The 14,151-nt window shown below is 65.9% G+C and carries 15 protein-coding genes; 7 read left to right on the top strand and 8 right to left on the bottom strand.

Features of this window, described 5'->3' with window-relative positions; translation table 11 throughout:
- Window positions 1-104 precede the first annotated feature (104 nt).
- The gene (locus ASF96_RS08475; RefSeq protein ID WP_055938117.1) at window positions 105-1,184 is read right to left on the bottom strand and encodes an NADH:flavin oxidoreductase; all 1,080 of its coding nucleotides are present in this window, start codon (window positions 1,182-1,184) and stop codon (window positions 105-107) included.
- Window positions 1,185-1,253: 69 nt separating this feature from the next.
- On the bottom strand, window positions 1,254-1,592 hold the full coding sequence (locus ASF96_RS08470; RefSeq protein WP_235560561.1) for an ArsR/SmtB family transcription factor: 339 nt from the start codon (window positions 1,590-1,592) through the stop codon (window positions 1,254-1,256).
- A 290-nt stretch (window positions 1,593-1,882) separates the two neighbouring features.
- Between ASF96_RS08470 and ASF96_RS08465 the strand changes: the two genes are divergently transcribed.
- Window positions 1,883-2,605 (top strand): alpha/beta hydrolase, encoded by a 723-nt coding sequence (locus ASF96_RS08465; protein WP_200934088.1) that lies wholly within the window; start codon window positions 1,883-1,885, stop codon window positions 2,603-2,605.
- A 476-nt stretch (window positions 2,606-3,081) separates the two neighbouring features.
- Here the strand turns inward: ASF96_RS08465 and ASF96_RS16485 are convergent, their stop codons facing one another.
- From ASF96_RS16485 to ASF96_RS17625, 5 genes are all read right to left on the bottom strand, one after another.
- Window positions 3,082-4,089 carry a flavin-containing monooxygenase gene (locus ASF96_RS16485; RefSeq protein ID WP_082509495.1) on the bottom strand — a complete coding sequence of 336 codons (1,008 nt, stop codon included), beginning with the start codon at window positions 4,087-4,089 and terminating at the stop codon, window positions 3,082-3,084.
- A gap of 242 nt (window positions 4,090-4,331) precedes the next feature.
- The gene (locus ASF96_RS08455; RefSeq protein WP_055938111.1) at window positions 4,332-4,598 is read right to left on the bottom strand and encodes a hypothetical protein; all 267 of its coding nucleotides are present in this window, start codon (window positions 4,596-4,598) and stop codon (window positions 4,332-4,334) included.
- 39 nt (window positions 4,599-4,637) lie between these two features.
- A complete protein-coding gene (gene lgt / locus ASF96_RS08450; protein ID WP_055938108.1) occupies window positions 4,638-5,519 on the bottom strand; it encodes a prolipoprotein diacylglyceryl transferase in 882 nt (293 codons plus the stop codon).
- Window positions 5,519-6,190 (bottom strand): M23 family metallopeptidase, encoded by a 672-nt coding sequence (locus ASF96_RS08445; RefSeq protein WP_055938104.1) that lies wholly within the window; start codon window positions 6,188-6,190, stop codon window positions 5,519-5,521. Before ASF96_RS08445 ends, lgt begins: the two co-directional genes overlap by 1 nt.
- Window positions 6,191-6,632: 442 nt before the next feature.
- Entirely contained in the window at window positions 6,633-6,995 is a 363-nt protein-coding gene (locus tag ASF96_RS17625; RefSeq protein ID WP_442922501.1) for a DUF6153 family protein, read from the bottom strand.
- 513 nt (window positions 6,996-7,508) lie between these two features.
- Between ASF96_RS17625 and ASF96_RS08440 the strand changes: the two genes are divergently transcribed.
- The 4 genes from ASF96_RS08440 to ASF96_RS08425 all read left to right on the top strand — a co-directional run bounded on the left by ASF96_RS08440 (window position 7,509) and on the right by ASF96_RS08425 (window position 11,347).
- Complete coding sequence (locus ASF96_RS08440) at window positions 7,509-7,913, top strand: DUF6153 family protein (protein WP_235560560.1); 405 nt, start codon at window positions 7,509-7,511, stop codon at window positions 7,911-7,913.
- A gap of 28 nt (window positions 7,914-7,941) precedes the next feature.
- Entirely contained in the window at window positions 7,942-8,616 is a 675-nt protein-coding gene (locus ASF96_RS08435) for a DUF305 domain-containing protein (RefSeq protein WP_327037386.1), read from the top strand.
- Window positions 8,617-8,959: 343 nt separating this feature from the next.
- Window positions 8,960-10,594 carry a multicopper oxidase family protein gene (locus ASF96_RS08430; RefSeq protein WP_082509587.1) on the top strand — a complete coding sequence of 545 codons (1,635 nt, stop codon included), beginning with the start codon at window positions 8,960-8,962 and terminating at the stop codon, window positions 10,592-10,594.
- 180 nt (window positions 10,595-10,774) lie between these two features.
- Window positions 10,775-11,347: an NADPH-dependent FMN reductase gene (locus tag ASF96_RS08425; protein WP_055938096.1), complete on the top strand. Its 573-nt coding sequence runs from the start codon at window positions 10,775-10,777 to the stop codon at window positions 11,345-11,347.
- A gap of 171 nt (window positions 11,348-11,518) precedes the next feature.
- Here the strand turns inward: ASF96_RS08425 and ASF96_RS08420 are convergent, their stop codons facing one another.
- Window positions 11,519-12,004 carry a MarR family winged helix-turn-helix transcriptional regulator gene (locus tag ASF96_RS08420; RefSeq protein ID WP_055938095.1) on the bottom strand — a complete coding sequence of 162 codons (486 nt, stop codon included), beginning with the start codon at window positions 12,002-12,004 and terminating at the stop codon, window positions 11,519-11,521.
- 75 nt (window positions 12,005-12,079) lie between these two features.
- On the opposite strand from ASF96_RS08420, the gene ASF96_RS08415 reads away from it, so the two are divergent.
- On the top strand, window positions 12,080-13,129 hold the full coding sequence (locus ASF96_RS08415) for an LLM class flavin-dependent oxidoreductase (protein WP_055938093.1): 1,050 nt from the start codon (window positions 12,080-12,082) through the stop codon (window positions 13,127-13,129).
- Entirely contained in the window at window positions 13,122-14,150 is a 1,029-nt protein-coding gene (locus ASF96_RS08410; protein WP_055938090.1) for an LLM class flavin-dependent oxidoreductase, read from the top strand. The genes ASF96_RS08415 and ASF96_RS08410 overlap by 8 nt, the downstream gene beginning before the upstream one ends.
- The last annotated feature ends 1 nt before the right edge of the window (window position 14,151 follow it).

Raw genomic sequence — 14,151 nt, 5'->3', positions numbered from 1 at the left:
TGTGTTCTCTATGTCGCGAGACATCTGTCATTTGAGGGGCCATCGGCGGGGTATTCCAGGATTGCCGCGCCCTGCCGGCTGTGCAACGGAGGAGTGCGAAGACGTCAGTCTTCCACTAGCTGAGGCCAGGTGGTCGCGAAGTAGGTCACGAACGGCTCCGCTAGTTTTTCCGCGCGGAGGTGCTTTCGTGTCACAGGGAAGGACGGGGCGCGATAGCTGGCGTCGGCGATCGCCCGAAGAGCGAAGGAGCGGTCAGCGATGGCGCCCTTCCCGATGTAGGCCAGGTCGACTCCCTGGTCAAGTGTCCGCTGCACTGCTGCGGCGCTGGATAGTTGTCCAGCGACACCGAGGGCTGTTCCGTGCCTTGGCAGGTCGAGGAAGTGCTCGAGGAGTGTTCGGCTCCCTTCGGGAGCATCAGCGGGGAGCTTCGCGACGTCCCACAGGGACAGGTCGAGGATGTCGATGTCCCCGCTGGCGAGGAGCTCGCGGACGAGATCGACCATGTCCGCCAAGACCACACCGTGACGTTCGACGGACAGCCTGAGCCCGACGTGGAAGTCCGGGCCGGTGCTTTCCCGGACCGCGCGGACGACCTCTTTCACGAAGCGGGCACGACCCGCAGAGTCGCTTCCGTACCCGTCCGTGCGGAGGTTGCTCGAGGCATCGAGGAACTGGCCGACCAGGTAGCCGTGACCTCCGTGAATCTCGATACCGTCCATGCCGGCTTTCTCAGCCCGTGCGGCGGCAGTGGCGAAGTCCTCGACCGCTCGTTGCACTTCGCCGGTCGTCATGCTTCTCGCCCCGGTCTGCGCATCATCCCACGGACCCACGACCTCCTGCCCGGAAAGTGCTCTTTCGGCTCGCACGCCTCCGTGATGAAGCTGCACTGAGCAACGAGCACCAGCGGCGGACACGGCGGCGGCAAGGCGCTCCAACCCGGGCAGGTGCTCGTCGGAAGAGACACCGAGCTGGCCTGGCCAGACCTGTCCGGCCGGGTGCACATAAGCGGCTGCGGTCTGCAGGAGGCCAAATCCTCCTTCAGCGCGGGCGACCAGCCAGGCGAGCTCGTCTTCTGACAGCGTCCCGTCTGGGTTGCTCTGCTGGTTCGTCATGGGCGCGAGGACCAGGCGATTGGGCAGAGTATGCCCATGGCGCAGTCCCAGCGGGTCGGACAGATTCGTCATGCGGCTCCTGTGGGGTGGGGATTTGCCTCGTCGGCAAAAAGAACTGGTTTCCTGGTCGTACGGGCGTCTTTATAGTGCCGAGTCCAGCGAGGCTTTCAGACGCTCGATTGCGTCCTCGTTGCGGGCGAAGTATGTCCACTGCCCGACGCGTGTGGTCTGTACGAGTCCGGCATCGGCGAGGGTAGCCATGAACTGGGAGGCTGTGGACTGAGATATCTCGCAGCGCTTCCTGATACTCGACACGCACACACCGAAGTGGGTTGCGTCGACCTTTTGCTCCTCGAAGTTCACGACGGGTTCGCGCAGCCACTGCAGGATCGCCAGCCGGTGGGGGTTTGACAGCGCACGCAACGCGACGAGCATGTCATCTTGCGGCAGCTCGGCCTTGGTGTCCTCATGGGTGCTCACTCTCGAGATACTACTCCGGCATCGGTAAATCGCAATTTACCGATTTGATGCTACGGTTGGGATCGTCCCCGAGGAAAGGAACGATCATTCCCGTCACCCCAGAAGCTGCAGCCGCAGTTCAGCGATGGAGCTCCAGCCTGGCCGCCCTTCCGCCCTTGCTGCGTGGAGAACCGTCTGAGACGACGCTCGAGGCGGTCCGGAGCGCCTACGACGCGATCCTTGGGGCTCATCCCGCCCCCGGAGGAATCAGTATCCAAGAGGTCGATATGGGAGGAGTGCCGGGGATTGTAGTGACCCCGGAGACCGTCGAGACCGGGCGCACGCTGTTCTACATCCATGGCGGCGCGTACATCGTCGGGAGCCCGGCCGGTTATCACGGACTTGCCGGGAACCTCGCACTCCGTCTCAAAGCACGCGTGTTCCTCCCGCACTACCGGCTCGCTCCTGAGTTCCCGTTCCCGACACCTCTCAATGACACAGTGAGCGCTTACCGGTGGCTGTTGGACCAGGGCCAGGACCCTCAGCAGCTGATGGTTGCCGGAGACTCTGCCGGCGGCGCAATGACGGTCACCGTCATGACGAAGGCCCGCGACCTCGGCTTGAGCCTGCCCGCAGCGGGGGTGGCGTTCTCGCCCTGGGCAAACCTCGAACATACAGGTGCGTCTATGACGAACAGGGAAGGCCTCGACCCGCTGAACAGCAAGGAAGTCCTCGACCTCCTGGCGCGCTCATTCCTCGATGGGGAACTGCCCAACAACCCTGATGCGTCGCCGGTCTTTGCTGACGTTCGCGGCCTACCTCCGGTCCTTGTCACCATTGGTGAAAGCGAATTGATGCTCAGCGACGCTATGCGCCTGGCCGTTCACCTCGCGGAAAATCGTGTGCGAGGCAGCCTCGATGTGTGGCCCGGAATGTTCCACGTCTGGCAGATGCACCACGACCAGCTGCCCGAAGCTCGACAGGCCCTCGACGACGCCGCCCGCTTCCTGCTCCGGGCACTGCCCACCCGCTGAACGGGACCTGTGAGACCGGTCGATTCTGGCACGGTTCTTGCCCCAGTCGCCCGAGCCCTGGGGGAAGCCTCCGGAACCGATTTGGCGGCCAGCGGGCGTAGTTTTCACTGGCACACGCCCGCAGCCCAGAGGGCGGTCAGCAAGCGGGTGCACCCCGTTCAGCATGGATGCCGAGGCAGCGTCGTCGCTAGATGCCCCCCTGCGCCCCCCTGCGCTCCGCGAAAAATGCCCGCACGGGTGCATTATCTGCGACACGAGGCCGTCTCCCGAGGCGCCACGAGGAGGTGGGGTGGTCCGATCGCTCGGATTGCACGCGCCTCTCACACGCAGACATGGCTATCGGGCTAGTCAGTTATGTCCGCAATGGTTTGGATGGAAGATCCTTCGTCTGTGAAGCGAGCGCAGCGCGTGCGGCCTTCCGTCGAACGAAGTGAGACCGCGATAGATCCACGCTGAGGGTGTTTTTCCGGATTTGGTCAGGGCCCGTCCGCGATAGCGCGTGCGATCGTGTTCGCTGCAGAGCCGACTCCCGCTAAAGTGTCGGCACCGCGGTTGGCGTATGCCGGGATACCGGCCACGAAGAGGCCCGCAAGCCCGGTCATCCCGGATCGGGTGCGACCGCGGCTTGCTTCGGGCGGCAGCCATTCGTCACCCGAGTGATACCCGGTGGCGAGGACAACCGAGTCGGGGGCAAAGGTGCTGCCGTCTGCGAAAATCACTTCCCCTCCAACTGCCGACACGACAGCGGGGGCCAAGGTCACTCCCATCGCTGTGAGTTCTCGGTACCTGTTCCCGAGAGTCGGCCTTCGACCGGCTGCGCGTGGGGCGTAGCGGGCGTTCGCGGGGAAGACGCAGAGAGGACCGTGCGGCAGGCGCGGTCTGACCGCGAGTGTCACGGGGTGGGTGGCAGACAGTTCACCGGCTAGTTGCACGCCGCTCGTTCCGCCGCCCACGACCAGTACCTTGCCGGAAGGGATCTGCCGCGGGGACTGGTATTGGCTGCTATGCAGAATCACATCGGGCACATGCAGATATTGTGCCCACGTAGGGATGCGGGGGCGAGATGATGCGCCTGTGGCGCAGACGATGTTGCGCGTCTGCACCTCGCCTTCTGTGGTGTGCAACTGGAGTACGGATCCGTCGCCGCGTTTCTCCACCCCGACGGCCCGCACCCCCCACAGGGGTTTTACCCCGAGGGCTTGCTCGACCTGGTCCAGGTAATCGGCGATCTGGCTCGCGGGCGGATGTTCGCGCGGATCGCCTCGAAGTGGCCGGGTCGCAAGCGCGCTGTGGCGGGCTTGGGTTAGCAGCCTCATCGAATGCCATCGCGACGTCCAGGAACGCAGCCCGTCTCTGGAGGCGTCGATGACGACGAAGTCCTGTTGAGGACGCATGCCGCGGGCAATGAGGGATGCCGCTACGGCAAGTCCCGCCTGGCCTGCACCGACGACGATCGCGCGCCGGTGCGACAGGCCGGCGCGCATCACCTTCCGCCTCCGGGTTGCGTTCGTACGCAAGCGCTGTCGAAGGCCTGCGTAGCGGCGCCTTCTCCGCTGCAGGGTGTCCTCATCAGTGTGGCAGTCACAGTGGCTTCTCCAGGAGCTTCTCGGAATGGTCGTTTTGATCGATCGGCCGGCAGCGCTGCAAAGAGCGCCTGCCGCGACAGCCCACATGGTCGACCCGTTCCGTCGTGATGGGGCGAGAGGGTGCGGTCGTTCGAAGCAACTCAGGTTCCGGCGGTGGGGCGTCGGCGGCCGGCGAATATCGCACCGCCGATCAGGAGGACCGCTCCGGTGGGATAGCCGGCGGCGAGGTCCAGCCACCCGGGCGGTTGCCCGGGGCCGAAAACCTCTAGGTGTGCGAGCCAGTGGACGAGCACGACGATGCCGCCGAGGATCATCAGTGTCTGTCCGAGGCGGACGAGGAGGCGGTGCCTCCGCCACTGACCGTGCGGGTCGTGGGGGTTGAGGGGGTGGCGAGTCGGATGGGTCATGGTCGGGTCCTTCGCGATGGTTCGGGATCGTCCGGTGTGTTACTGACGGTTCGTGGCCGAAGGGTGTGGGGGCACGCCGGCGCGTTGCCGCGCGAACCAGAACGTTCGGCCGAGGATGGCTACGCCTACGAGTGCAGCGGCGAGGGCGGCGAGGACGTTTGCCTTCATGCCGCCGATGAGCAGTTCGGTGGGGTCAAGCCGGATCCACTCCAGCACGGCCCGTCCGATCCCATACCAGAGCAGGTAGACACCGAGACTGCGACCGGTTCCGAGAGTGCGGCGACCGTGTCTGCGACGGGAATGCTCGACGAGCACGATGACGGCGGCTCCGGTGAGGTTCCAGAGCAGTTCGTACAGGAACAGCGGGTGGAACAAGGCGTCGACGGGTGTACCCACGGGAGTAGCGGGATTCACCGGGTCGATTTGCAGCCCCCACGGCAGGGTGGTGGGTGGCCCAAACAGCTCTTGATTGAAGTGGTTGCCGAGTCGGCCGACCGCCTGGGCCACCAACATGCCAGGGGCGAGAGCATCCAGGAACAGCAACACGGGGAGCTTGGCGCGTCGGGCTCCGATAACGATGCCGACCAATCCGCCCAGGACCGCGCCGAAGATCGCGATTCCACCCTCCCAGACGTAGAACACCCGCCACAGGTCGGCACTCGGCAAGAAGTAGTCGCCGGGGTGCGTTACGACGTGGTAGATCCGGGCGCCGAGGATGCCGAGCGGTACGGTCCACATCGCCACGTCCACCACGGCACCCGTCTCGTAGCCGCTGTGGTGCAGCCGACGGCCGGTGATCATCACCGCCAGCACTATCCCGGCCACGATAGCTATGGCGTAGAACCGAATCTGAAACGGACCTGCCTCGACGTAGCTCATGCCGGGGCTAGGAATCAACGCGGGCACGATGAGGGAACGCATCAGGACTTCACCCTCTCCGTGAGCCAGGCCAACGGGTCTACGGCCGTCCCGGCGACACGGATCTCGAAGTGCAAATGCGCGCCAAAGCTGCGTCCGCTGTTTCCTACCCGCCCGACAACCTGACCGACGCGTACTTTCTCCCCCGGCTGCAGGGCAAGAGATTGCTCCAGCATGTGCGCGTACGCGCTCTGCACGAGTTGGCCGTCGATCTCGTGCTGGATCACGACGTAGGACCCATACGCGCCGCCTTCCTCAGTCGCGATGATGACTACCCCGTCTGCGATTGCTTGGATCGGGGTGCCCATTCCGGGAGTCAAGTCCAACCCGGCGTGATAGTTGGAGCAGGTCGGGCACGGCGGGCTCCGAAACCCAAACGGGCTGCTTATCGGAACTCCGACCGCGAACGGCCACTGCACCGGCGAGGTCGGAGCACTGGTGAAGGTGTTCGCGAGGTGCGCATAAGGTTCCGTCCCTGGAGGGGATGTCGCTTCGGCCGCATAGTCACCTCGCACCAGCTCGGGCAGGACTATCTCGTCGGCGGTGGTGAGCGACTGGGTATCTGCGGCCGCCTTCGGCGAGGCGACGGCGAACACCGGCGCGGGGGCCAGCGCGACGAGCAACGGTGCTCCGGTAATTCCTGCGACGGTCAGGATCGCCGTGCCGGTGAACATTCCACGACGCATGCGCGTGCCCCGCGACCGGCGTCGTCGTTCCCGCGCGGTGAGTGCAGCTTGTCGACGCTGCCCGCTCCGTGTGGGCAAGGGCGAAAGGGGTGAGGCGGTGCGGGGCGCCGGCCGCGAGCGAACTCGCACGGCGTCGGCGAAAAGGTGAGCTTGTGACATCGAAGGCCTTCGGAGATGGGGTGGCGGGGGGCGCGTGTGACCGCGTGAGCAGTTGCTGCGCGGGCTGGCCTCGGTTCGCGGGCAGGGCAGAGCCGCAGAGGCGGGGAAGAACTGGGCAGCGGCGGGGAAGAACCGGGCAGCGGCGGGGAGGGGAAGCGCTGTGCGAGAGCTCGCCCATCCCGATGTGCACGCGTCCAGAAAACGTGGAGGACATCATGCAGGTGCGATGCACCGACAGCGGATAAGCAGCCGACTGGCGCCGGCGTGGCGCTCAGGTACGACTGATGGCCAGCGCGATGAGAGACGGCCTCAATGTCGGAGATTCAGAAGTGAACGACACCGACGTGCTGCGACCTCGCTGCGACCGATGCCGTGTCGACATCCACTCTGATGGCGCTCGCGAGATCAGCACGAGCAAGGGGAGGAGGGCCAGGAGGCACGTCGCCGCATTCGCCAAATGAGAGGTTTCGCAGACAGCGCCCTCGCATGCAGTCGCGCTCGCATACCCATCCGGCGCCCCGACGAGAGCCCCAGAGTCGTCGACGAGCGTCGCGACCGAGACGACCGTTCGGGCCTCATGATCTTCCGCGCCGAGGGGATGCATTGCAAGAAGACCCGCGATGATGGCGATCACCCCGACGACGTAGACCCACAGGGCACGTCGAGACGGGATTTCCCACCGTTTCGAAATGACCTGATTCACTGTCCACTCTCCTTCTGCCCGGTGAGCATACCCCCTGTGGGTATGCGCTTCCTGCCCGTGGCGATGTCGCGTGCAGCCTCCTTCATCGTGCGGACGTGACGGATGGTGCTCTCATCTACACGAGCGGGCTGGGGGAGGCGCTCCGGGTGTGCGCGATGACCTAGCGGACCGTGTACGTGTGACGGCGGGCGTCATAGCCCTGGACGAAGGAGTTCGTGCGAGGCGAGTGAGGTGACAGGAGGAGCTGGCTGGCAGGAACTCCTCGGGCGTCGCGGGATACCCCCCTCGGGTATATGCTCGGTGTGTGACGTCCCTCGACGCAAGCCGGTGTCGTCGGCTCGTCCCGGGCTCACGTTGCGTCGCGGGAGGGGGTCGTTTGTGAAAGTGATGAGCGAGCTCGTCCGTCTGGGGCGCGGCGCGAGTCGTCTCTTGCTGGTCGTTCCCATGGCTCTGGCCCTCATCGCCGGGCTGTTGTCGATGCACGTGCTGACCGCCCCGCACGAGCCCGCGCACGGTGCTGCGATCGCAGCGATGACGACGGACGGCCCGGAGGTTGCTTCGCCATCCGTCGTGGTGACCGTGGCGAAAACGGGGTCAGCAGACGCGGGCGTCGCGCCCCACTGCCCGGGCGAGTGCGACGATCCCGGGGGCCTGCCCGACCATTCGGCGCTGATGATGACGTGCGTTCTGGCGCTGCTCACGGCGGCACTCGTGTTGTTCGCGTCGATTCTGCGGGTATCCGGCGCTCGCTTCCTGGGGACGCTGCGCTCTCACCTGCGCGCGCCGCTCGCCAGGCTGTGGTGGCCCCGCCCACCCTCGTTGCTCGTCCTCTGCATCAGCCGGATCTGATTCTCGGCATCCCGACGAAATCGTCGGCATGCTCGCCTCGCCCTCTGCGGCGATGAATCAGAACCCACCGACTGAACAGAAAAGGACACACCTGATGCGTTTTCGTACCCTCACCCTGGCCGCCGGTACCGCGGCGACTCTCTTGATCCTCGCCGGCTGCGCCCCCGCAGATGGCACGATGCCCGGCATGGACCACGGTTCCGGCGCAATGACGAGCACCAGCCCGTCGCAGAGCGCAACAACGTGGAATGCGGCGGATGAGATGTTCGTGACGATGATGATCCCGCATCACGAGCAGGCCATCGCCATGGCCGATCGGATCCTCTCGAAAACCGGCGTCGACGCACGAGTGCTCACCCTGGCAGAGGGGATCAAGGCCGCTCAGGAGCCGGAGATCCGCACCATGCGCGGCTGGCTCGAGGCGTGGGGCGTCAGCGCCTCCGAGTCGTCGTCGGGCATGGGGGGCATGGCCGACGGCATGATGTCGGATGACGACATGGCCGCTCTCGAAGCGGCGACCGGCACCGACGCTGCCCGCCTCTTCCTGGACGGCATGATCGCGCACCACGAGGGTGCGGTGACGATGGCTCAGTCAATCCTCGCCGAAGGGAAGGATCCCGACGTCGCCGCCCTCGCACAGAACATCATCGACGGACAGACGGCTGAGATCGCGACGATGAGAGAGATTCTCGCCACCCTCTGACGCCGTTACCCTCTGACGCCCTCACCCTCTGCGGTGGCCGCCCGCACGGGGGTCGCGGAATCCATCCGCGCCTCCGTCGGGGAGTACGGCGCCCGTCCACGGGCGTGGTGCTCGACTCGGTGCCGAGGGGACCGTCGTCGTCGGTAGCGCATACGCGTGATCTCGGCCGGCCCGTGCCCGCGGCTACGCCGCACGTCTCGTGCACCTCGCCGCACGCAGCGTGCGTTCGACGCACGGCCGGATGCGCGGCGACGATCCGCGGGGGCGCCGGTCACTTTGCGGCCGGAGTGCCCCGCCGCCTGTCCCCGTGTCATCCGACGGTCGCTACACCGGGGCGCACCACATGCCCGGTCTCATCTCATCGACGAAAGAAGAAGGTCATGACTCTTCTCAGCCACATCATCATTCGATCGACCCGCACACCTCGCCCGATCTCGCACGCAGGCGCCCCCGCCGATGGCTCTCGATCGTGAGGGGGGACAGCGCGAAACTGAGCCGGCGCGGCTTTCTCGGAGTGAGCATGGGGGCCGTCGCGGCGGTCGGCTTGGCCTCGTGCGCGCCGAGTGCGAACTGGGTTCAGCCGAGCGGACCCGAGGTGGAGCAGACGGAAAGACGACGGAAGGACACAGGTCGAGCCTCCGCCATCGCTCTGACGGCGGCGCCGACGGTGTGGGACCTGGCGGGAACTCCTGCATCGACGTGGGCCTTCGATTCCGTCCCGGCACCGGTGGTCAGGGTGCGCGCCGGTGACACGGTGGTGGCGAGCGTCCGCAACCGGCTCGACACAGACCTTTCCGTGCACTGGCACGGTCTGGCACTGCGCAACGACATGGATGGAGTCGCACCTCTCACTCGGCAGCCCATCGGTGCTGGCGAAGATTTCGCGTATCGGTTCCGCGCACCCGACCCGGGAACCTCCTGGTTTCACTCACACGTCGGCTCGCAACTCGACCGCGGACTTTACGGGGCTCTGATCATCGAGGATCCTTCCGAACCGGGGGAGTACGACGACGAGTGGGTCATCGTCCTCGACGACTGGCTCGACGGTGTCACCGCGACCCCGGACGATGTCCTCGCGGACCTCTCCTCCGGAATGGGCGGCGGGCAAGCGATGGGTGACATGTTCATGCGGATGGGAAACACCCTGATGGGCGCCACCTCCGACCTGCTTGCCGGTGACGCAGGCGACGTCTTCTACCCGGTGTACCTCGTGAATGGAAAACCTCCCGCCGACCCCGCGCAGTTCGTCGGGCGACCAGGAAGTCGGATCCGACTGAGGATCATCAATGCGGGCGCCGACACCGCCTTTCGCTTCGCCGTCGGTGGTCACTCGCTGACGATCACGCACACCGACGGGTTTCCGGTGGCTCCGACGGTGGTCGACAGCATTCTCTTGGGGATGGGTGAACGGTATGACGCGATCATCACTCTCGGCGATGGGGTGTTTCCCATGGTCGCGCTCGCCGAGGGGAAACGCGACCGCGCATTCGCCCTGATCCGCACGGGCGGAGGGGAAGCCCCCGCTGCCCCGGAAACGCTGCCCGAACTGCGTGGAGGTCGCGTGGGAGTCGCCGACGCCCTGACGGCGGCGTCGGGCGTGAGCCTTGCCGAGCGAGCGCCGGATCGGACCATCGCTCTGACCTTGACGGGAGGAATGGAGAAATACGACTGGGGAATCAACGGTAAGCGCTTCGATATGGATCGACCGCTCACCGCAGCGCACGAGGTTCGCGCCGGTGAGCGAGTTCGGCTCGAGGTCGTCAACGACACCGACATGTGGCATCCATTTCACCTGCACGGCCATACCTATCAGCACGGTCGGGGTGGACCTCGAAAGGACACGTCGATCGTTCTTCCTCGGCAGACCTTGACGGTCGACTTCGACGCCGACAATCCCGGCCTCTGGCTGGCACACTGCCACAACCTCTACCACGCAGAATCCGGCATGGCGACGGTGATCGGCTATCGCGCGTCGTAGCTCGTCGGTCGGTCGGGGTGGCATTTCGTCGTCGGACTGCTCCACACGGCAAGACTTCCTCGGGAGTGCGTCACGCACCTGAAAGTGCGGGATGACAGACGGGAGTAAACGCCGCAGGAGCGCGTTCTCGAACAGAGACGGTCGGACTACGCCCTGTCCGCTTCAAGAAAGAGAGACACCATGACGAAGATCGCCATCATCCTCGGAAGCACCCGCCCGGGCCGCAACGGGGAGGCTGTCGCCCGGTGGGTGCAAGACATCGCCTCGCGTCGAACGGATGCCGAGTTCGAGCTCATCGACCTGCTCGACTTCCCGCTTCCGCACCTCGACGAGCCGGGGCCCGCGGCCTACGGCGCGTACCAGAATGAGCACACCAAGGCGTGGTCGGCGAAGATCGCCGCGTTCGACGGCTACGTCTTCGTCACCCCCGAGTACAACCACTCCACCTCGGGGGTGCTCAAGAACGCGCTCGATTATCTGTACAACGAGTGGAACAACAAGGCAGCCGCATTCGTCAGCTACGGGAGTGTCGGCGGAGCTCGAGCGGTGGAGCACCTCCGCCTCATCGCCTCCGAACTGCAGCTGGCGACGGTGCGCGGCCAGGTGGCCATCTCGCTCATGACGGAGTTCGAGAACTTCTCTGTCTTCACGCCTCACGACTACCTGCTTCCGCAGGTCGACGCCATGCTCGACCAGCTCGTGTCGTGGTCGAAGGCGCTGGAGACCGTTCGGGTCAGCGCCGCCGCGGCGTAATGGCGAGCCGCCATCCGGTCGTGCGCACCCGACGCGGCGTGGCCGGATGGCGGTGTTCCATCGAACCCCGTGGTCGTGCGGCCCTGGGCACCGTGCGTCACGCGGTCCATCTCAGCCGGGAGGAATGACGCGCAGGTGCGGGCTGGCCGGGACCGGCGATGGGGGTCTGCCTCAGCGCGATGGCTCCTCGAGGTGGTCTCGGAGCGTCCGCATCACATCCTCGAGCGAGGCGAGTTGCTCCGGGGAGAGTGCCCGTGAGAAGACCTCGTGAATCGCGTGCAGGTGCGGCGCCGAACCGGCGCGGAAGAGTCGCGCCCCGACGGCGGTGAGCGCGATCTCTGCTCCCCGGCTGTCACCCGCGACCGCTTCACGGACGATGAGCCCGCGGCGCTCCATGCGTCCGAGATGGTGCGAGAGCCGACTGCGCTCCCACCCGATGTCGTCGGCGAGCTGCGACGAACGCATCCGCCTCTCCGGATGCTCCGAGAGTGCGAGCAGAACTCCGTAGTCGCCGGTGGACAGCCCCGCCTCGATCTGCAGGCGTGCGGCCACGACGTTCTTTACCTGCTCAGACGTCTCGATGAAGAGCCGCCAGGCCCGCAGCTCTGCGGCGGTGGGCGACTTCCGACGTCGCGGCGCAGACGGAGGAATACTCATGGCCGACCCTTCGTTTGACATGTCAACTACATCATCGCATGATTGACACATCAACAAAACGGAGCGGGGAAGAGCATGACCGGTCATCGGATCGAGCTGGGGTTGAACTCCTTCGGAGACGTGGCGAGCAGCGGAGGCCAGATGCTCAGCGACGCCGAGACCGTGCGCCTGCTCATCGACGAGGTGCAGGCGGCGGAGAGCGTCGGTCTCGACATCTTCAGCGTCGGCGAGCACTACCGCAGCAACCAGGTCGATTCGGCCACGGCCGTGCTGCTGGCCGCAATGTCGGGTGTCACCAGCCGTATCCGCCTGGGTACAGCGGTCACGGTGCTGAGCACCAACGACCCTGTGCGCCTCTTCCACGAATTCTCGACTCTGGATGCCGCTTCGAACGGCCGCGCCGAATTGGTGCTGGGGCGAGCCTCGGCAACCGAGTCGTTCCCTCTCTTCGGCTACGACGTCGCCGAGTACGAGGCGCTCTTCGACGAGAAGCTCGACCTGTTCTTGCAGCTCCAGAAGGGGGGACCGGTCACGTGGTCCGGGTCGACCCGGCCGGCGCTCACCGGTCAGACGCTTCATCCTCGGATGCGGAAGGGTGGCATCCCCACCTGGATCGGTGTGGGCGGGACCCCGGACTCCGTCGTCCGCGCCGCGCGGCACGGGCTGCCGCTGATGATGGCGATCATCGGTGGGACCCCGCAACGATTCAGCCGGAACGTGCAGCTCTACGAACGAGCCCTCGCGCAGTTCGGGCACGCGCCCCAACCGATCGGCCAGCACTCGCTGGGGCTCGTCGCGCCAACCGACGAGGAAGCGCAGGACCTCTGGTGGGAGTGGTGGCAGCCCGTGGTGAAGACCATCGCGCGCGAACGCGGCTTCTACGCTCCGACACGCGAGCGCTTCGCTCGCGAGCTCGACAGCGGTGCCCTGTTCGTGGGCTCACCCGAAACCGTCGCCAGGAAGATCGCCACGATGGTTCGCGATCTGCACCTCAGCCGTTTCGACCTCAAGTACGACCTCACCGGGCTTCCCCGCGATGCCCGCGCACAGACCATCGACCTCCTCGGTCGCGAAGTCGCCCCTCTGCTCGACGAACTCCTCACGAAAGACGCACTCCATGCCTGACATCGAATTCGGACTCGACACGTTCGGCGATATCCCGGAAACCGATTCCGGGGCGCTCGCCACCCATCCCGAAGCTATCCGCCAAGTCGTCGCCGAAGCCGTTCTCGCCGACCAGCTCGGCGTCGATGTCTTCGCGGTCGGCGAGCACCACCGGCCGGAGTACGCCATCTCGACCCCGGAGACGGTGCTCGCCGGCATCGCCACCCAGACCCGTCGCATCCGTCTGGCCTCGGGCGTCACGGTGCTCAGCTCCGATGACCCCGTGCGCGTCTTCCAGCGCTTCGCCACGGTCGATGCGCTCTCTAACGGCCGCGCCGAGGTCATCCTCGGACGCGGATCGTTCACCGAGTCATTCCCCCTCTTCGGTTACGACCTCAGCGACTACGACACCCTCTTCGAGGAGAAGATCGAACTCTTCTCGCAGCTGCTGTCCGAGACGCCCGTCACCTGGAGCGGCACCACGCGTCCCGCGTTGACGAACGCCGATGTCTTCCCCAAGACGGCATCCGGGTTGTCTACCTGGGTCGGGGTGGGTGGATCTCCGCAGTCGGTCATCCGTACCGCGAAGTACGGCTTCCCCCTGATGCTGGCCATCATCGGCGGCAGCCCCGAACGCTTCGCGCCCTACACCGACCTGTATCGGCGCGCGGCCGAGCAGTTCGGCACCACCGCGCATCCGATCGGGATGCACTCGCCCGGCTTCATCGCGGACACCGACGAGGAAGCCCGCGAGATCTTCTTCCCGCGCTACAAGATCGTCCGCGACCGGATCGGCGCCCTCCGGGGCTGGCCGCCGGTACGCCGGGAGGAGTTCGACCAGGAGGTCGAGTACGGCTCGATGTACGTCGGCTCACCCGACACCGTCGCTCGGCGGATCGCATCGGCGATCACGACCCTCGGTGTCGGTCGTTTCGATCTCATCTACTCCGCGGGGCCCATCCCGATGAGCGACCGCATGCGTGCCGTCGAGCTCTACGGCACCCGCGTCATCCCGCAGATCCGCGACATCCTGGCCAGCTGAG

Origin of the sequence: Microbacterium sp. Leaf179 (assembly GCF_001423785.1) — a bacterium.
In the GTDB taxonomy this organism is placed as follows: Bacteria; Actinomycetota; Actinomycetes; order Actinomycetales; family Microbacteriaceae; genus Microbacterium.
This window is presented reverse-complemented; position numbering and strand designations above follow the sequence as displayed.